Source organism: Polaromonas sp., assembly GCF_030689685.1.
In the GTDB taxonomy this organism is placed as follows: domain Bacteria; phylum Pseudomonadota; class Gammaproteobacteria; order Burkholderiales; family Burkholderiaceae_C; genus Polaromonas.
This window is the reverse complement of sequence record NZ_JAUYEY010000066.1, coordinates 1-18,874: the sequence shown is the minus strand read 5'-3', so window position 1 is coordinate 18,874 and position 18,874 is coordinate 1. Positions and strand designations below refer to the sequence as shown.

Annotated in this window: 17 protein-coding genes; 8 read left to right on the top strand and 9 right to left on the bottom strand. The window is 60.8% G+C overall.

Annotation, left to right across the window (positions count from 1 at the left end):
* Positions 1-463: 463 nt before the first annotated feature.
* Complete coding sequence (locus tag Q8O29_RS15450; protein ID WP_305564342.1) at positions 464-1,006, top strand: phasin family protein; 543 nt, start codon at positions 464-466, stop codon at positions 1,004-1,006.
* A gap of 218 nt (positions 1,007-1,224) precedes the next feature.
* Here the strand turns inward: Q8O29_RS15450 and Q8O29_RS15445 are convergent, their stop codons facing one another.
* Complete coding sequence (locus Q8O29_RS15445) at positions 1,225-2,052, bottom strand: patatin-like phospholipase family protein (RefSeq protein ID WP_305564344.1); 828 nt, start codon at positions 2,050-2,052, stop codon at positions 1,225-1,227.
* A 181-nt stretch (positions 2,053-2,233) separates the two neighbouring features.
* On the opposite strand from Q8O29_RS15445, the gene Q8O29_RS15440 reads away from it, so the two are divergent.
* From Q8O29_RS15440 to Q8O29_RS15420, 5 genes are all read left to right on the top strand, one after another.
* Positions 2,234-3,292 carry an extracellular solute-binding protein gene (locus tag Q8O29_RS15440; RefSeq protein WP_305564340.1) on the top strand — a complete coding sequence of 353 codons (1,059 nt, stop codon included), beginning with the start codon at positions 2,234-2,236 and terminating at the stop codon, positions 3,290-3,292.
* A gap of 123 nt (positions 3,293-3,415) precedes the next feature.
* Positions 3,416-4,174, top strand: coding sequence for a 3-hydroxyacyl-CoA dehydrogenase (locus Q8O29_RS15435; protein ID WP_305564338.1), 759 nt, complete (start codon positions 3,416-3,418; stop codon positions 4,172-4,174).
* A 167-nt stretch (positions 4,175-4,341) separates the two neighbouring features.
* Positions 4,342-6,207 carry a gamma-glutamyltransferase family protein gene (locus Q8O29_RS15430; protein WP_305564336.1) on the top strand — a complete coding sequence of 622 codons (1,866 nt, stop codon included), beginning with the start codon at positions 4,342-4,344 and terminating at the stop codon, positions 6,205-6,207.
* Positions 6,208-6,478: 271 nt separating this feature from the next.
* Positions 6,479-8,221: an AMP-binding protein gene (locus Q8O29_RS15425; RefSeq protein WP_305564334.1), complete on the top strand. Its 1,743-nt coding sequence runs from the start codon at positions 6,479-6,481 to the stop codon at positions 8,219-8,221.
* Positions 8,222-8,306: 85 nt separating this feature from the next.
* Positions 8,307-9,221 (top strand): bile acid:sodium symporter family protein, encoded by a 915-nt coding sequence (locus Q8O29_RS15420; RefSeq protein ID WP_305564332.1) that lies wholly within the window; start codon positions 8,307-8,309, stop codon positions 9,219-9,221.
* On the opposite strand, the gene Q8O29_RS15415 is transcribed toward Q8O29_RS15420, so the two are convergent.
* From Q8O29_RS15415 to Q8O29_RS15380, 8 genes are all read right to left on the bottom strand, one after another.
* Complete coding sequence (locus Q8O29_RS15415; protein WP_305564330.1) at positions 9,179-9,349, bottom strand: hypothetical protein; 171 nt, start codon at positions 9,347-9,349, stop codon at positions 9,179-9,181. The genes Q8O29_RS15420 and Q8O29_RS15415 overlap by 43 nt on opposite strands.
* Before the next feature lie 73 nt (positions 9,350-9,422).
* A complete protein-coding gene (locus Q8O29_RS15410; protein WP_305564328.1) occupies positions 9,423-9,887 on the bottom strand; it encodes a universal stress protein in 465 nt (154 codons plus the stop codon).
* A 68-nt stretch (positions 9,888-9,955) separates the two neighbouring features.
* Entirely contained in the window at positions 9,956-10,378 is a 423-nt protein-coding gene (locus Q8O29_RS15405; RefSeq protein ID WP_305564326.1) for a universal stress protein, read from the bottom strand.
* Between the two features lie 33 nt (positions 10,379-10,411).
* The gene (locus Q8O29_RS15400; RefSeq protein WP_305564324.1) at positions 10,412-10,639 is read right to left on the bottom strand and encodes a universal stress protein; all 228 of its coding nucleotides are present in this window, start codon (positions 10,637-10,639) and stop codon (positions 10,412-10,414) included.
* Entirely contained in the window at positions 10,597-10,833 is a 237-nt protein-coding gene (locus tag Q8O29_RS15395; RefSeq protein ID WP_305564322.1) for a hypothetical protein, read from the bottom strand. The genes Q8O29_RS15400 and Q8O29_RS15395 overlap by 43 nt, the downstream gene beginning before the upstream one ends.
* Before the next feature lie 31 nt (positions 10,834-10,864).
* Positions 10,865-11,284 (bottom strand): universal stress protein, encoded by a 420-nt coding sequence (locus tag Q8O29_RS15390; protein ID WP_305564320.1) that lies wholly within the window; start codon positions 11,282-11,284, stop codon positions 10,865-10,867.
* 493 nt (positions 11,285-11,777) lie between these two features.
* Entirely contained in the window at positions 11,778-12,674 is an 897-nt protein-coding gene (locus Q8O29_RS15385) for a YihY/virulence factor BrkB family protein (RefSeq protein WP_305564318.1), read from the bottom strand.
* A 36-nt stretch (positions 12,675-12,710) separates the two neighbouring features.
* The gene (locus Q8O29_RS15380) at positions 12,711-14,357 is read right to left on the bottom strand and encodes an acyl-CoA synthetase (protein ID WP_305564316.1); all 1,647 of its coding nucleotides are present in this window, start codon (positions 14,355-14,357) and stop codon (positions 12,711-12,713) included.
* 200 nt (positions 14,358-14,557) lie between these two features.
* Between Q8O29_RS15380 and dnaG the strand changes: the two genes are divergently transcribed.
* Together dnaG and Q8O29_RS15370 are read left to right on the top strand one after the other, a co-directional pair.
* On the top strand, positions 14,558-16,504 hold the full coding sequence (dnaG, locus tag Q8O29_RS15375; RefSeq protein WP_305564314.1) for a DNA primase: 1,947 nt from the start codon (positions 14,558-14,560) through the stop codon (positions 16,502-16,504).
* Between the two features lie 468 nt (positions 16,505-16,972).
* Positions 16,973-18,874 (top strand): sigma-70 family RNA polymerase sigma factor (locus Q8O29_RS15370; protein ID WP_305564312.1); only part of this gene is annotated, 1,902 nt, incomplete at its 3' end.

The following is an 18,874-nucleotide window of genomic DNA, read 5'->3' as shown; positions in this document are numbered from 1 at the left end:
CATGGGGAGCGAAGATTCAAAACGAGGCGAGATGGCCGCACTGATTGTGACCGCCGACGCCGGTTTCCCCGGCCACTTGCCGCTGCGCCGGCATGGGGGCGGCTCGGCCTAAGGAAGCGCTGAACAAGTCCCCTGCGGCGGGCGATCAGCCGGGCTCGGGCGGTCTGGGGCGTTGAATTTCTTGCCAATAGCCAGCTATTGGCTGCGAAATCCGCCTTGGCAATCCCATCCCGATCCGGCTGCCGCGCCTCCGCAAGGACTTATTCAGCGCTTCCCTAACGCCGGCCAGATAGAGCTCCACCCCTAAAATGCTGCACTGCAACAAAAATCACTTGCAATTGACCGGGCAATCCCTATACTTCAGTTATGTTGCAGTGCAGCAATCGACAAAGAGCAAGCCCACAGATTGTCCAGCAGCGCAACTACTTGAAATCGTTAACCCACCTATATTGGAGATTTAAATATGTTGACCGCTGAACAAATCATGGCTTCCCACAAAGCAAACATTGAGACCCTGTTTGGTCTGACCAGCAAGGCTTTTGAAGGCGTTGAGAAACTGGTTGAACTTAATGTTCAGGCCTCCAAGGCCGCCCTGGCCGAGTCCGCCAACCACACCCAATCCCTCATGGGCGTCAAAGACGCCCAAGAGCTGCTGGCCCTGCAAGCCGGCCTGTTCCAGCCGCTGGCTGAAAAAACCGCTGCTTACAGCCGTCACCTGTACGACATCGCCACCGCTACCGGCACTGAAGTCGGCAAGTCCTTTGAAGGCCAGGCAGCTATTGCCCAAGCCAAGTTCATGGGCCTGGTGGACAGCGCCTCCAAGAATGCACCGGCCGGCTCCGAGACCGCTGTTGCCGTGATGAAAAGCGCCGTGGCTGCCGCCAACAACGCTGTCGAATCCATGCAAAAAGCCGTCAAGCAAGCCACTGACATGGCCGAAGCCAATTTCACCGCTGTGACCAACACCGCTGTGAACGCTTCCAAGACCGCTTCGAAAAAGCGCTGATTTTCCAGGGCTTGAATTTGCCGGCGCCAGCGCCAGTTGATTCATTCAGGTGTTTGCTTCACTGAAGGCAAGCCCCCTGCCAGTTGTCTCCTCGGGTCCTTCCAGAAATCAAGTTTCACGGACCCCTTAAAGCCTGATTGCAAGATCAGGCTTTTTTTTGATCATTTTTGCCTCTGGCCCATGCTGGGCGGGCGCGAGCAGCTATCAAAACAGGAGCGTCAGCGGGCCTGCAGCACCGCCAGCCTGGCACGCAGCGCCGGCAGCGCCGCCAGCATCGCGGCGCGCCCGGCGTCGATGGCGCGCTGGCGCGCCGAAAAGTCCGCGCTTTTGAGGCCCGCCTGCGCGGGCTGCACCAGCACATCGGCGTCCTTCAGCTCGTACTGGTTAATGCTTTTGCCCATGATGGCGAAAGTCTGAAGCAGGATCTGCAGCGTGCCCTCGGCCGGGTTGGCCTCGGGCGGGCTGGAAATGTCCACCGCAATCACCAGGTCGGCTCCCATCTGTCGCGCAAAACGCACCGGCACTGGCGAGACCAGGCCACCGTCCACATACTCGCGCCCGTTGATCTTGACCGGTACAAACACCGCCGGTACCGCGCTGGATGCCCGCACCGCCGTACCCGTGTCGCCACGCTGAAACAGCACGGCTTGCCCGCTGTTCAGGTCAGTCGCCACGATACCCAAGGGGATCGCCATGTTTTCAATCAGGCGGCCCGCTACCAGATCGTTCACATAACGGCCCAGGGCCTCGCCGCGAAACATGCCGCGGCCCAACAGCGGCAGCATCCAGTCGGTGATGGCGACCTCCTCCAGGCTCAGTGCCGTCTGCTGCAATTGGGCGCTGGTCTTGCCGCTGGCATAAAGCGCCGCAACCAGGCTGCCAGCCGAGGTGCCGACAACCAGCGAGGGTTTTAGACCCGCTTCTTCGAGCACCGCGATCACACCCACATGCGCAAAACCACGCGCCGCGCCACCGCCCAGCGCCAGGCCGATCTTGACCGGCTTGCCTGAGGGCATCTGCACGCCGGGCGGGACGGGCGGCGCCATCGACCCTGACGTGGCGCAGCCGGTCAGCACCAGCACCACAGCGCACCCCAGCGCAAGCAAGGCCGGGCGGCACACAGCCACGGCCAGCGTCCATGTCCCTGCAGAATAATTGATTTTGTGATTGAGATTAATTCTTGTTTGCATTAACATCCAGCTATCTACTCACTTCATCGGCTGACCTATGTTTAAAACCGCATCTTCCCTGGCCGCTATCACGCTGGCAGCCACCACCCTGTTCGGCGCAACAAGTTCCGCGCTTGCCCAAGAGCAGGTGGTCAACCTGTATTCTGCACGCCATTACCAGACCGATGAAGGCATGTACGAGGCCTTTACCCGCACCACCGGCATCAAAATCAACCGCGTGGACGCCGACGACGCCGGCATTCTGGCACGCCTGAAAGCTGAAGGCGCAGCCTCCCCGGCCGACGTGATCCTGCTGGTGGACGCCGCCCGCCTGGCCTCGGCCGATGCCCAGGACCTGTTCCAGCCGATCAAGTCCAAGGTGCTGGACGCGGCGATTCCGGCCAACCTGCGCGCTGCTCCCACCGCAGAGGGCGTGACCTGGACCGGTTTTTCGACCCGCGCCCGCGTCATTGTTTACGACCCGGCCCGTGTGCAAGCCAGCGACGTGGACAGCTACGAAAAACTCGCCGACCCCAAGCTCAAGGGCCTGGTCTGCACCCGCTCGGGTTCGCACCCCTACAACCTCTCGCTGTTCTCCACCGTGGTCGAGCGCCTCGGTGATGCCAAAGGTGAAGCCTGGCTCAAAGGCGTGGTTGCCAACATGGCGCGCGCCCCCAAGGGCGGCGACACCGACCAGATCAAGGCCGTGGCCTCCGGTGAATGCGGCGTGGCGCTGACCAACAGTTATTACGTCGCGCGCCTGATCAAATCCGACAAGGCCGACGACAAAGCCGTGATGCAAAAAGTCAAGGTCATGTTCCCGAACCAGGCCACGTCCGGCACCCATGTGAACATCGCAGGCGCGGCGGTTGCCAAACATGCCAAGAACCCGGCAAACGCTGTGAAGTTCATGGAGTTTCTCGCCAGCCCCTTTGCGCAGGACTACTTCGCCAACGGCAACAACGAGTTTCCGGCCGCCAAAGGCGTGAGCACCAGCAACCCGGCGATTGTGGCCATGGGCGGCGCCAGCTTCAAACCCGAAAACATCCCGCTGGGCTTGGTCGCGAAAAACCAGGTCAAGGTGCAGCAGATGCTGGACCGCGTCGGCTACAAATAAGCCGTCCTGCGCGCAACAAAGCCCGGTCCGCCGGGCTTTTTTTATGCCCGATAATCGGTGTTGACGTTGACGTTCACGTCAACTCCGCAACACCCCTTCTCTTTATCTTCCCAAGGAATTCTCATGGACATCGCAGGCAAAGTATTCATCGTCACTGGCGGCGCATCGGGCCTGGGCGAAGGCACGGCACGCATGCTCGCTGCCCAAGGCGGCAAGGTCGTGATTGCCGACATCCAGGTCGACAAAGGCGAAGCGATTGCCAAAGACATAGGCGGCGCCTTCGTCAAGTGCGACGTCAGCCAGGAAACCGACGGCCAGGCAGTGGTGGCCAAAGCCGTCTCCATGGGCAAACTGATGGGCCTGGTCAACTGCGCCGGCATTGCACCGGCCGAAAAAACCGTCGGTAAAAACGGCGCGCACAAGCTGGACGTGTTCAGCAAAACCATCATGGTCAACCTGGTCGGCAGCTTCAACATGATTCGCCTGGCTTCTGAGGCCATGTGCAAAAACGAGCCCGAAGCCACCGGCGAGCGCGGCGTGATGATCTCCACCGCCTCGGTCGCGGCTTACGACGGCCAGATCGGCCAGGCCGCCTACAGCGCCTCCAAGGGCGGCATTGTCGGCATGACGCTGCCGATTGCACGCGACCTGGCGCGCAACGGCATCCGCAACATGACGATTGCGCCCGGTATCTTTGGCACACCCATGATGTTCGGCATGCCAAAAGAAGTTCAGGATTCGCTGGCAGCGTCGGTGCCCTTCCCGAGTCGCCTGGGCACGCCGCAGGACTACGCCAAGCTGGCGCAGCACATCTTTGAAAACGACATGCTCAACGGCGAAGTGATCCGCCTCGACGGCGCGATTCGCCTCGCACCGCGTTAAGCCTGCATCTTTCGTCGCTATCGTATTGATAGCTGAATATGCCCGGCAGATATGGGCTGGAGGCCGATTTGACCATTAACCCGGTCACCTCGGCCTTTTTTCAGCTACTTACAAATGCCGCCGCACGCGAGGTTTAACATGGCACGCATCACCAACGGAGCGCGTCCATGAAACTCACCCACACCCTGAAGCAGACCGCCTTTCCGCTCGCCGCCTGTACGCTGGCCGCTACCCTGCTGCTGGCCGCCTGCAGCAGCGCGCCGCCGCTGGCCTATAAGGTGCCGCAGCAGCCCGAGGGCGCTTCCGGCTACACCGAAAAACCGGGCTGGGCCAGCACCAAATTTGCCGTCGCTGCGGCGAACCCGCTGGCCACCGACGCCGGTTACCAGGTGCTCAAGGCCGGCGGCTCGGCGGTTGACGCAGCGATTGCCGTGCAGATGGTGCTCACGCTGGTGGAGCCCCAGTCCAGCGGCATAGGCGGCGGCGCTTTTTTGTTGCACGCCAAAGGCAGCACGGTCGAGGCGTTTGATGGCCGCGAAACCGCGCCCGCCGCAGCCGACGAAAAACTCTTTCTTGGCGCCGACGGCAAACCGCTGGCATTTATTGACGGTGTGGTCGGCGGCCGATCTGTCGGTGTGCCGGGCACCGTGCGCATGCTGGAGATGGCGCACAAGCAACACGGCAAGCTGCCCTGGGCGCAACTCTTTGTGCCGGCCATCACGCTGGCCGAAAACGGCTTCAAGGTCAGCGCGCGCCTGGCCACCCTGCTCAAGAGCGAGCAGCACCTGAAAAAAGACCCGGTGGCTGCCGCCTATTTTTACCCGCTCAATGGTGAGCCTCTGGCCGTTGGCTCCACGCTGCGCAACCAGCCGCTGGCCGATGTGCTGAAAAAAATCGCGGCTGGCGGGTCCAAAGCGCTGCTGGAAGGCGACATTGCCCAGGCCATCGTCAGCAAGGTGCAACAGCACCCGACCAACCCCGGCAAACTGAGCCTGGCCGACCTGGCGGGTTACCAGGCGAAAAAGCGCGAGCCGATCTGCCACGATTACCGCGCCCAGGCCCGCGACTACCGCATTTGCGGCATGCCGCCGCCGAGCTCGGGCGCGATTGCGGTCGGGCAGATTCTGGGCATTCTGAACAACACCAACGCAGCCACACTGGCGCTGGAAACCGGCATGGGCGGCACACCCGGCACGGTGGGCGCAGCGCCTTCGGCCGACTGGCTGCACCTGTACACCGAAGCCTCGCGCCTGGCCTTTGCCGACCGCGCGCAGTACCTGGGCGACCCCGACTTTGTGCAGCCCCCGGGCGGTAGCTGGATGAGCCTGCTGGCGCCAGCCTACCTGGCCGAGCGCGCCAAACTGATTGCCGCCCAGCCCGGCGGGCAAAGCATGAAAGTGGCCAAACCCGGCATTCCGGGCGGCGTTCGGGTGGCCTATGCGCCCATGCCCGAGCAACCCGAATACGGCACCTCGCACATCAACATCGTGGACGCTTACGGCAACGCGGTGGCGATGACCACAACCATTGAAGACGCTTTTGGCTCGCGCCAGATGGTTCGGGGCTTTTTGCTGAACAACGAGCTGACCGACTTCAGCTACGCGCCTGCCGACGCAGAAGGCAAGCCGGTGGCGAATCGCGTGCAGCCCGGCAAACGCCCACGCTCGTCCATGGCGCCCACACTGGTCTTTGACAAGGCAACCGGCCAGTTGGTGATGAGCGGCGGCAGCCCCGGTGGCGCGCTGATCATCCACTACACCGCCAAAACCCTGTACGGCGTGCTGAACTGGGGCCTGATGCCGCAACAAGCCATCAACCTGCCCAACTTCGCCTCGCTCAACGGCCCGACGCTGCTCGAAGAAAAGCGTTTTGCGCCAGCGACTGTTGAGGCCCTGAAAGCCCGCGGCGCCGAAGTGCGCGAGATGACCATGACCAGCGGCCTGCAGGCCATTGCGCGCGGTCAGGCACACGGTACACCGGTGCTGCTGGGCGGCGCTGACCCACGCCGTGAAGGTGTGGTGATGGGCGATTGAGAGTAAAAAGTGCTCTGCGCCCTTATTTGGCGGGCGCAAGCAGCTACTTTTTTGATAGCAATTGAGACATGAGGCTGTGATGTGATGTCATGGCGGGCCTGAGCCGCCATCCATGTCTGCACCCCGCGCACAGCCAGCTCAGGGATTCCACGCAGAAGCCGCATCGACGCAGCCCCGTATGATGACCGCCAGCCGGTCTGCGGCTGAATCGTCAGGGCGCGTGCGGGCTTGCGGCGCGCCAAGTCAACCGCCTACAACCAGGACATAAGCAGTGAATCAAAACACCTCGGTTTATGACAGCAAGCCATGGACCAAGCACTACGGCCAGGCCATTGCGGCGCAATTGCCAGTGCCGCAGCATGCCAATCTTGCCGAGCTGATCCGGGTGTCGGAAGTTCGTTTTGCGCAGCACAAAGCCTTCACCACCTGCCTGCCCAATGGCATGTACGGCACACTGACCTATGCGCAGGTGGCAGAGTACGCCGACGCCTTTGCGGTGTACCTGCGCGAGTGCATCGGGCTGGCGGCAGGTGCCCGCGTCGCAATCCAGACGCCAAACTGCCTGGCCTACCCGGTGGTGGCCTTCGGTGTGCTCAAGGCGGGTTGCGTGCTGGTCAACACCAATCCGCTCTACACCGCCACCGAGATGGCGCATCAGTTCAGCGATTCAGGGGCCGAGGCGCTGGTCATCGTGGACATGTTCGCCAACAAGGTCGAAGGCTTGCTGGCGAAAACTGCCATCAAAAAGGTGATTGTGTGCGAGGTGCCGCAGTTCTTCCCGGCCATTCCGCGTGCGGTGATCCGCAGCGTGATGAAGGTCTGGAACCAGGTCTTGCCGGCCATTGGCATAGCGCATATCCGGCTGGCAAGCGCGCTGACCGAAGGCGCCCGCGCGGCGCAGGCAAAAAACATTGATGTCGCGGCTTACACGGCTGGGATCGGTCGTGACACGCTGGCGGTGCTGCAATACACCGGCGGCACCACTGGCGTCAGCCGGGGTTGCATGCTGACCCACGGCAACCTGCTGTCCAACCGCGATCAGGTTCACGCGATGGCGGGCTCGCAGATTGTCGAGGGTGCTGAATGCGTGCTCACCGCCCTGCCGCTCTACCATATCTTTGCCTTTCAAGTGAATTTGATGTCGTTTTACGCCGTCGGTGCGCACAATGTGCTGTCGCCCAGTCCCCGGCCCATCGGCAACCTGCAGCGCGCCCTTGAAAACTACCCGATCACCTGGATCAGCGGCGTCAACACCCTGTTCAATGCACTGCTCAACGAAGAGTGGTTCAGCGCGTTTCCGCCGACAAAACTGAAGGCGGCCGTCGCTGGTGGCGCAGCCCTCCAGCATCCGGTGGCCGAGCGCTGGAAGCGCGTGACGGGCACCACCATCGCCGAAGGCTACGGCCTGAGCGAGGCCGCACCCATGGTCAGTTTCAACCCATTGACGGGTTTGCAAAAGCCGGACTCCATCGGCATTCCGGCGCCCGGCACCGAGGTGCGCCTGGTGGACGACGAAGGCCAGGCGGTGGCCCAGGGGCAGCCCGGCGAGTTGATCGTGCGCGGACCGCAGGTGATGGCGGGTTATTGGCTGCGGCCCGAGGAAACCGCCCAAGCCATCCGCGACGGCTGGCTGTATACCGGCGACGTCGCGGTCATGGATGCCGACGGCTACTTCAAGATTGTTGACCGCAAGAAAGACCTGGTGCTGGTGTCGGGCTTCAACGTTTACCCGAACGAGATAGAGGACGTGATCGCACAGATGGAAGACGTGCTGGAGGTCGGCGTGATCGGTGTACCCGACGCGCGCACCGGTGAGGCGGTGCGGGCCTACGTGGTGACGCTGCGCGACGGTCTGACAGAAGACGCTGTGAGGGCGCACTGCCGCAAGCACCTGACCGACTACAAGGTACCCAAGGCCATCGAGTTCCGCAGCGAGCTGCCCAAGACGCCGGTTGGCAAAATCCTGCGCAAGGAGTTGCGCGCCGAGTACGCGAAGGCACAGGACGCCCGTTGAGCGGGCTTTCCATGCGTTTATTCAAGCTTTTTTCAGTCCGTCGCAACCGCCTGAGCGGCGTGCACGGGCGCACCGGAGACAAACCATGCTGACCGAACTTGAGACACGCCTGCTGGGCGTGATGATGATGATCATCATGCTGGGCATGGGCGCCTCGCTGACCTTCAAGGACTTTCGAATTGCACTGCGCAAGCCGGCAGGCATTGGCATCTGCATCGTCACCACCTACCTGCTGACCCCCATCCTCGGCTGGACCCTGGCAACCGCTTTGAAGCTGCCGGCGCCCTGGGCGGTCGGCCTTATTTTGATGGCCTGTCTGCCCGGCGGCACCACGTCGAACATCTTCAACTACTTCAGCAAGGGTGTGCTTTCTCTGTCGATCCTGATGACGATTGTCTCCACCCTGATAGCGTTCGTCATGGTACCAATCACGCTCGGCATATTCACGGCCGGCATCGAGGGCGAATGGAAGATTCCACCAGAGAACGTGGCGCAGGTGCTGTTCGTGCTGCTGGTGCCCACCCTGATCGGCGTGTTTTTGCGCAAGTGGAATCCGAATGTTGGCGCCACCCTGGAACTGGTCGGTGGCGCGCTCGGTATCGTCGTGATCCTCTTCCTGATCGTCTCCTGGGTGCCGCGCAACCACCAGTTGCTCGCCTCGACGCCGTGGCAGGTTTACTTCGGCGCAGTCGGCCTGGGCGTGTTCGGCTTTGTGGTCGGCTACGTGTTTGCGCGACTGGTGCGACAGGACAAGCGGCGCGCGCGCACCATCTCACTGGAAATGGGCATCCAGAATGGCCCCCTCGGCGTACTGATTGTGCTGCTGACCTTCAAGGGCGAGATGCAGCAACAGGTGTTGCTGATACCGGTGCTGTATTCGCTGTTCATTGTGCTCACGTCCACCGTCATTACCGTCTGGTTCCGCAGAATTACCGCCCGCGAGGAAGTGGCGCGCGATCAGGCCAAAGTCCCCACGACGCTGATAGCGCCCACGTCCTGAGCCTGGGCGTCCACGCTGGTTTTTGACAAGGCCAGCGGCCAGCTCAAGAGCACCAGGCAAGCGCCCAGCAACACGCTGGCAACCATGGCCACCGTGTGCCCGGCAAAAACGAAGGATGAAGCCCTCAATGCCAGCCCCAGCGGTGTGTGGGCACGGGCTCCGGGTCAAGCCCCAGCACCATGAGGGCTTTGGACAGCGTTGTTACCCTCCGCCCTCTGCACTTCGCACCACCAACACCGGGCCAGGCGCCAGACGAATAATCTGCTCAGCACCGCTCCCCATCAACATTCGACCGATGCCTCGCCTGCCGTGGGTTCCCACCACGATCAGACTGGCATCCCATTGCCTGGCTTGCGCAGCGACTGTTTCGGCCAAATGAGCTCCGAGTTGATCAATCAACAAAGTGTCCGCCTCTACGCCTGCAGATTGAACAACGGCCAAAGCGTCGGCCAGGATTCTCCCGCCCGCCTCTCGCATAGCACCAACAATGGCGCCCGACTGGCCCGAATAAGGGCTTAACCCGGTGAAGTAGGTCATTTCATCCAATACATGGATCAACCGCAGCACCGATCTACCGCCCGAGTAACTGGCCATTTCCAGTGCGGCAGAAACCGCTCTGTTCGACGACGAACTACCATCTACCGCCACCAAAATACGTCTGTACATAGCTGTAGTTCCTTCAAATGAAAAAAAGGCCTGAGAGGCTGTGTCATGCTTTAAACGGTCAACCTGCACTACTTCACCAGCAGCGTAGGGATCTCGCTTTCTGCCAAGACGCGCTGAGCCACGCTGCCCATGAACATCCGGCTTAACAAACCATGGCCGTGTGCGCCCATGACAATCATTTTTACGCGCTCACGCTTGCTCGTTTCAATAATTTGATGGGCGGCAGCACCGATCACCAAAACGCAGCGATAGTTAACCGCGTGCTTGTCAAGAAATTTCTTGATCGGCTTAAGCACCGCATCAGCCTGCTTTGTCTGGTAGGCAGCAACTTCCGCCGCCCCCAGTTTGCGTTCGATTTGTGCTGATATGGCGTCTTGTACATGCAGCACCAGCAACTCATCACCTGCCGCTAACAAGCTTTTGTTGTTCACTATAAAAGTGAGTGCTTTTTTGGTGAAGGTGCTGCCGTCAGCAGCAAATAGAATTTTCATGATTTTTCTCGCCTTTTTTCCACGTGGTTTCAACTATTTCACAAGCAATACAGGTATGTCACAGTCCGCAACCACGCGCTGGGCAATGCTGCCAATCAGTGCACGCCCCGCCAGCCCGTGACCGCGTGTACCCATCACAATCAAATGCGATTTTTCTTTCGTCGCCGCTTTTAAAATCTCCTCGACAGAATGCCCCACAACCGACGCACAGCGGTAGTTCAGTGCATGCCGGTCCAGAAACTTCTTGATGGGATCAAGCACCTTGGCCCCTCCTCACGGTGGTAGTTGGCAACCTCTGCCGAACCCAACAGGCGCTTGACGCGCACCGGCACGGGCAGTTGGACATTGAGTACAAACAAGTCGTCATCGCTGCTGACGAGGCCTTCGTGACTGACAAGAAAAGCCAACGCCTTTTTTGTGTACTTGCTGCCATCTGCAGCCAGAAAAATCTTCATGTTTTGTCCTTCAGGTCATCCACATCGGCTGTCATTTCACAAGTAACACCGGAACTTTGCTATTGACCACCACCCGCTGTGCAACGCTGCCCATCAGCGCACGGCCCAGCCAATCCCGTCCATGCGTGCCCATGAGTATGAGATTGACATGCTCACTTTTTGCAGCGTCAATTATCTCGGTGACCACCGGGCCAATAGCGCTCAGGCAGCGGTACTTGATGGCGCGTTTGTCGAGAAACTGTTTGACCGGCTTGAGTATCTTTTCCGCTTCGATGGCGTGGTGATCAATGGCCCGGTCAAAGCCAAACACAACGTTGAAGCCTGTTGGCAAAGGCATCTGGACGTGTATCACCCGCAGTTCATCTGGCCCAAGCAAATGTTTGTGCGTAAGAATAAAGTTCAATGCCTTCTGGGTGTACTTGCTGCCATCAGCTGCCAAGAGTATTTTCATGCCCTGTCCCCGTGTTTTGTTGCGTTAAAAGTGAATCAACCAGATTGGTCCCGGCGAAGCACCGGCTGGCGCCGACTTTCGACAGTTTGAAACCCAGCATAAAAGCAAACAACCGGGCAGGACTTGATCCAAATCAGCCAATGTGTGCCTGGCGGGTGGCGGCAGGGCAGGCCGGGCTTGGGCTTAAGCGCTAAACAATCAGGCGGCTCCAGCTTCCATACTTTTCCCTGATTGGGCCGTGCGGGCAGCGCAATAGCAGCGGCAAAGCACCCAGCAGGAAACTGGCCAGCAGTGCCACCGTGGGGCGCCGAAGTTCGCGAGATGACCATGACCGGCGACCTGCATGCCATCGCGGCCAGGCTCACGGAACACCGCTGTTGCTCGGCGGGGCCGACCCGCGCCGCGAAGGGAAGGTGATGGGGAATTGAGCATCAAAAGAGGCTGTAGCCCTTATACCTCCTGCGCGCGCAGCTCCTCTTTTTGTAGCGCCGGCCTAACCGGTCCGCATCGGCTCGACCGGTGCATCCTGCTGCGTGGTGCCTATTCGTTCGTACTCAGAAATCACCTGCGCGCCCAGCAGCAACACCGTTGCCGCGATTTCCAGGCTCAACAGCACAACAATGGCGGTGGTTAGCGAGCCATAGACCAGGCCCACCTGCGACAGCGTGCCGAAGTACCAGACCAGCAGGTGCCGCGTGATTTCCCACAGCAGAGCAGCGGTGACGCCGCCTATCAGCGCATGGCGCCATGACAACTTGCCGACCGGCATCACCATATAGACTGAGGTCAGCACAAAAATTTCTCCGGCCAGCCCAAGCAAATACAGCAGCACGCCCGAAAATCCATCGAGCGACCAGCTATACCCGAGAAACTCAATACTCTTGTCGCCCAGCGCCGCAAAGCTGCCCGAGACCAACGTCACCAGAATCAGGCCCACCCCGAGACACAGGATGTAGGCATAAGGCAGCAGCGCAGACACCAGAAAATGCCGCCGGCGAATCGCCACGCGGTGCAGAAAAATCACCGACATCGCGTTTTCCAGCACGGTGAAGGCCAGCGAGCTGAAAAACAGCATGGTCGCCAGCAGCACCCAACCCATCAGCTCGCGGTGCGCCAGAAAATTGTTCAGCTCGCCGACAATGAAGTCAGACTGCCCAGGCGCCAGCCAGCCAATGTAGCGACCCAGCGCTTCAAGCAGCGCCGACTGGTCCACCACATGCGACAGCGCAATCGCCATCAGGATGAGCAAGGGAACAATCGACAGCAAGGCGTAATACGCCACAGCACCCGCCAGCAGCAAGCCCTGGTTGGCACGGAAACCCTTGATCACCCGCAGCGCGAACGCGCCCGGATGGCGGATCACATAAGCAGCCTGAGGTCCAGGTGTCACTGCATTGCCCTCTCATGCATCAAAACTGACGCCACCTTACACATCAATCGCCACCGCCGAGCCGGCGAGTTTGCGCAGCTCGAATTTCTGGATTTTGCCGGTCGAGGTTTTCGGTAGTTCACCGAACACCACCGCGCGCGGCACCTTGAAGCCGGCCAAGTGTTTTTTGCAATGCGCAACGATGTCTGCGGCACTCACGGTGGCACCGGCTTTCAGCTCGACAAAGGCGCAAGGCGTCTCGCCCCACTTCGCATCGGGTTTGGCCACCACGGCTGCGGCCAGTACGTCGGGGTGGCGGTAGAGCACGTCTTCGACCTCGATGGAGGAGATGTTTTCGCCGCCGGAGATGATGATGTCCTTGCTGCGGTCCTTGATCTTGATGTAGCCATCGGGGCACATCACGGCCAGGTCGCCGCTGTGGAACCAGCCACCCGCAAAAGCTTCTTCGGTCGCCTGGCGGTTCTTCAGGTAACCCTTCATCGCGATGTTGCCCCTGAACATGATCTCGCCCATGGTTTCGCCGTCGCTGGGTACGGGCTGCAGAGTCGATGCGTCGAGCACACGCACGTCACGCTCCAGGTGATAACGCACACCTTGGCGCGCATTGAGCCGCGCGCGCTCGCCAATCTCAAGCTTGTCCCAGCCCTCCTGCACCGCGCAGACCGTGGCCGGGCCATAGACCTCGGTCAGGCCGTAGACATGCGTCAGATCGAACCCCAGCGCCTCCATGCCTTCAATCATGGACGCCGGCGGCGCCGCGCCCGCCACCATCGCCTTCACGCCGCGCGGCAAGCCGTGTTTGAGCTTGTCGGGCGCATTGACCAGCAGGCCGTGCACGATGGGCGCGCCGCAGTAGTGCGTGACACCGTGCTCTCGGATCGCCTCAAAAATCGCCTTGGCCTCGACCTTGCGCAGGCAGACATTGACGCCGGCGCGCGCCGCCACCGTCCACGGAAAACACCAGCCATTGCAGTGAAACATCGGCAGCGTCCACAGGTAAACCGCGTGTTTGGGCATGTCCCATTCGAGGATGTTGGAGACGGCATTGAGCGCCGCACCGCGGTGGTGGTAGACCACGCCCTTGGGGTTGCCGGTGGTGCCGCTGGTGTAGTTCAGCGCAATCGCATCCCACTCGTCGGCCGGCAAGTGCCAGGCAAAGTCTGCATCACCGCCGGCCAGGAAGGCCTCGTAGTCCACGCTGCCGATGCGCTGAACCGGCCCGGTGTACATCGCATCTTCCACGTCGATCACCAGCAGCGGGGTCGCCGACTTGCGCAAGGCAATGGCTTGCTGCATGACATCTGCAAACTCGGGATCGACGATGACAACTTTGGCCTCGCCGTGGTCCAGCATGAAGGCCAGGGTTGGCGCATCAAGCCGGGTGTTCAGTGCATTGAGCACCGCACCGGTGACGGGGATGCCGAAATGCGCCTCGACCATGGGCGGCGTGTTGGGCAGCATCACCGCCACTGTGTCGCCCGTGACTATGCCGTGCCGCTGCAGCGCGCTGGCCAGTTGCCGGCAACGCCTGAACACTTCAGACCAGCTACGACGCAGGCCGCCGTGCACCACCGCCAACCGGTCCGGGTAAACCTCGGCGCTGCGCTCAATGAAAGACAGCGGTGACAGCGGCGCGTGGTTGGCTTCGGTGCGGGGCAAGTCCCGGTCAAAAATACGGGTCATGGCGTTTCCTGTGTGATACAGGGACCATGGTAGCGGCAGAATAAATTTCCGCCCGGGCGCCCCATCCTTCGACAAGCTCAGGATGATCGGAAGGCAGCTCGGAGGCAGCTCGGAGGCAGCTCGGAGCCAGACCGAAGCGTGATGCCGCAGCACACGTAGCGACAAACGGGAGGGCAATCCTGCCGGGGCACAATACAGATGTGGCCATTCCCCAATCATTCATCCAGGAGCTTTTGGCGCGCGCCGACGTGGTGGACATCGTCGGGCGTTATGTGCAGCTCAAGAAGGGCGGTGCCAATTTCATGGGGCTGTGCCCCTTCCATGGCGAAAAATCGCCCTCTTTCAGTGTCAGCCCGTCCAAGCAGTTCTACCACTGCTTCGGCTGCGGCAAAAACGGCAACGCCATCAGCTTCCTGATGGAGCACGGCGGCATGACCTTTGTTGAAGCGGTGAAAGACCTGGCCCAGCAATACGGCCTGCAGGTGCCGGAAGACGACGTTTCGCCGCAGGAGCGCGCCCGCGCTGCCCAGGCGCGCGAACAGCAGGCCACCTTGAGCAGCGTGCTCGAAAAAGCCGGCGTCGCCTACATCAAGCACCTGCGCAGCTCGCCGCGCGCAATCGATTACCTCAAAGGGCGCGGCCTGTCTGGCGAGATCGCCAAAACCTTTGGCCTGGGTTACGCGCCCGAGGGCTGGCGTGCGCTGGCCAGTGTGTTTCCTGACTACAACGACCCGCTGCTGGTCGAAAGCGGCCTGGTCATCAGCGGCGAGCCCGGCGAAGAAAACGCAGCTGGCGAAGCAAAACGTTACGACCGTTTCCGCGACCGTGTGATGTTTCCCATCCGCAACGTCAAGGGCGAATGTATTGGTTTTGGCGGGCGGGTCTTGAGTGACGAGAAACCCAAATATCTGAACTCGCCCGAAACCCCGGTATTCAGCAAGGGGCGTGAGCTGTATGGCCTGTTCGAGGCGCGCAGCGCCCTGCGCGAGCACGGCTACGCGCTCGTCACCGAAGGCTACATGGACGTGGTGGCGCTGGCTCAGCTCGGCTTTGCCAACGCAGTTGCCACGCTGGGCACGGCCTGCACTGCCGACCATGTGCAAAAGCTGTTCCGCTTCACCGAGTCGGTTGTGTTCAGCTTCGACGGCGACAGCGCCGGCCGACGCGCGGCACGCAAGGCGCTGGACGCCGCCCTGCCCTTTGCGACGGATGTGCGCAGCGTCAAGTTTTTGTTCCTGCCGGAAGAGCATGACCCCGACAGCTTCATCCGCGAGCACGGCAAGGAAGGTTTTGCCGCCTATGTGGCCAAAGCCGTGCCACTGAGCAGGTTCATGCTGGAAGCCGCCGCTGAGGGCTGCGAGCTCGACAGCGCCGAGGGCCGCGCCCACATGGCCAGCAACGCACGCCCGCTCTGGACGGCCTTGCCCGACGGCACGCTGAAGCGGCAACTGCTGGCCGAAATCGCCGACCAGGTGCAGATCGACAGCCGCGAGTTGCTACAGATATGGCAGCCGGCCGCCGCCGCAAACAGCTATAAAAACAATAGCGGCTCACGCTTGCCAGACAAGGGCTACAGGCACAAAACACCTGAACATTCAGGTGCTGAGCAGGGTTTGGAGGAGTTTTCTGGCAATTTCGCCGACCTGCATGACGAAGGCGCTTACGCTGCTTCCCTGCCTGCGCTGGCGGGATCTGCCAGCTCTTCCCGCAGCCGGCCCGTCCGGCGTATAGCCGGCCGGGTGCTGCCGGCCAGCCGCGAAGACCGGGTGCTGCGGCTGATGCTGACCGATCCGCAAAGCTGGGACAAGCTCAGCGGCGAGGAGCATGTGCTGCTGTGCGAACTGCCGACACCACATGGTCCGCTGTTTGCCTGGTTGGAGAGCCAGTTGCATGAACACGGCCCCCAGCCCTGGGCCGCGCTGCGCGAAGGCCTGCGCGAGCACCCGCATGAAAAACACGCCATAGCCCAGATCGCCCAGCTACTGGAAGGCATCGAGTGCGACTGGAACGAAGTCCGCAGCATTCTGGACCAGCTGCTCAAGCTCAAACGCCAGCAGGAAATGGTCGATTTACTACCCAGCGTGATGACCGACCCTGCCGCCCGGCAGCGTTACGAAGCACTCGCTGCCCTCCTGAAAAAAAGCTGATTGGGGCTAGGAGCCTGGGCGGCAGAAGGAACGTCGGCTGCAAAGCGGCCGCGCCGGTCCATTTTTCACCGGCTTCTTGCCCCATAGCTACGGCTATGAGGCTGCAAACCCGGCAAAAACTGTCCTCGCCGGGGCCACTTTTCGCTTCGACGCCTTCTGCCGCCCCGACTCCTAGCTCCGAATGCCTAAAAATGAGGCATTCGGGTATAATCCGATTTTCCGCTACGGCAAGCGCGACAGCAGCACCTCCGGCACCCGCCTCCCGCAAGAACGGGACCTCACAGGTTGAAGGGCAACTTCCCCGCAAGGACTGCATACCAAATGTTCGCCCAAACAACTTGCCTGGGGGCCTTTGAAGGCCCCTGAATGCCCAGCCATCCGGCGCGGGCATTTTTTGTGCCTGTGCCCCGGTTCGCCGGTGCCGGGAACCCAGTCTGTTGAAGGAAGTTTTCATACCGGGAGTTCGCCATGCCTGCTCAAAAGTCCAGCAAGTCCGCCAAAGTTGTGACCCAGCCCAAAGCTGTAGTCAAAGCCGCAGCCCGCCCGCCCGTCAAGAAGGCAGCCCGCAAGCTTGAAAAACCCGTAAAAACCGCCATATCCAAACCAGTTCCCGGCAAAAAAGCCGCAGCGCCCAAAGCGCCCCTGAAATCCGAAAAGTCCGTCAAGAAAGTGCCCCCTGTGCCGACCAAGTCTCCCGCCTCCCCTGCCAAACCCCTTGCCAAAAAAGAAACCCTGCTGAAGGCCGCCCCGGCCCCAGCCGCCGCTGAAGTGCCGGTCAAGAAGAAACCTGGCCGCCCACCGAAAAACCCGGCCGCCGCAGTTGAAACCAGCGGCGCCAAGCGTGGCCGCAAACCAAACATTGATGGCAAGCCTGCGGGTGACGTAGACATGTCCGACATCGAAGACGATCTGGTCGGTGAACCCGTGCCGGAAACGACCGAAAAGGTCAAACCACTGCGCATGAAGATCAGCAAGGCGAAAGAACGCGCCTTGATGAAAGAGTTTGGACTGGACGAAACCGTGCTGTCCGAAGAAGACATGGCCAAGCGCCGTGCGCGCCTGAAGGCGCTGATCAAGCTCGGCAAAACCCGCGGCTACCTGACCCATGGCGAAATCTCCGACCACCTGCCCGACAAGCTGATTGACGCTGAGACGCTGGACGCAGTGATCGTCACCCTGAACGATCTGGGTGTGGCGGTGTATGAGCAGACACCTGACGCAGAAACCCTGCTGATCACGGCCAACGCACCGGCCGGCGCCACCGAAGAAGAGGCTGAAGAAGCCGCCGAAGCCGCCCTGTCCACCGTGGACAGCGAGTTTGGCCGCACCACCGACCCGGTGCGCATGTACATGCGCGAGATGGGCACGGTCGAGTTGCTGACACGCGAAGGCGAAATCGAGATCGCCAAGCGCATCGAAGGCGGCTTGATGAAGATGATGGAAGCCATCTCTGAAAGCCCGGCCACCATTGCTGAAATTCTGCGCCTGGGTGAAGACATCCGCGAAGGAAAAATCGTCATCTCTACGGTGGTCGATGGTTTTTCCAACCCCAACGAGGCCGACGATTATGTGGCCGAGGAAGACTTCGACGAGTTTGACGAGGAAGATGACGACGACGGCAAAGGCGGCTCCAAGGCCTTGACCAAAAAACTCGAGGAGCTCAAGAAGGAAGCGCTGACCCGGATCGACACCATTGCCTCGCTGTTTGAAAAAGTCCACAAGACTTACGACAAGGAAGGTTACGGCACGCCCGCTTATGTGAAAGCACAAAAGGCGCTGAGCGACGAGTTGATGACGGTGCGTTTTACCGCCAAGACGATTGAAAAGCTCTGCGACCTGCTGCGCGGCCAGGTGCTGGACGTGCGCAAAAAAGAGCGCGAGCTGCGCCGCATCATTGTCGAAAAATGCGGCATGCCGCAGGAAGTTTTCATCAAGGACTTTCCACCGAACCTGCTGAATCTCAAGTGGGTCGAAAAGCAGGTCGCGGCCAACAAGCCGTGGTCGGTCATCATGGCGCGCAACATCCCGCCGATTCAGGAACTGCAGACCAAACTTGGCGAGTTGCAGGCGCGTGTGGTGGTGCCGCTGGGCCAGCTCAAAGACATCAACAAACGCATGAACGAGGGCGAGACCAACTCGCGCGATGCCAAGAAAGAGATGATCGAGGCCAACTTGCGTTTGGTGATCTCTATCGCCAAGAAGTACACGAACCGCGGCCTGCAGTTCCTGGACCTGATCCAGGAAGGCAACATCGGCCTGATGAAAGCCGTGGACAAGTTCGAATACCGGCGCGGCTACAAGTTCTCGACCTACGCCACGTGGTGGATCCGTCAGGCCATCACCCGCTCCATCGCCGACCAGGCGCGCACC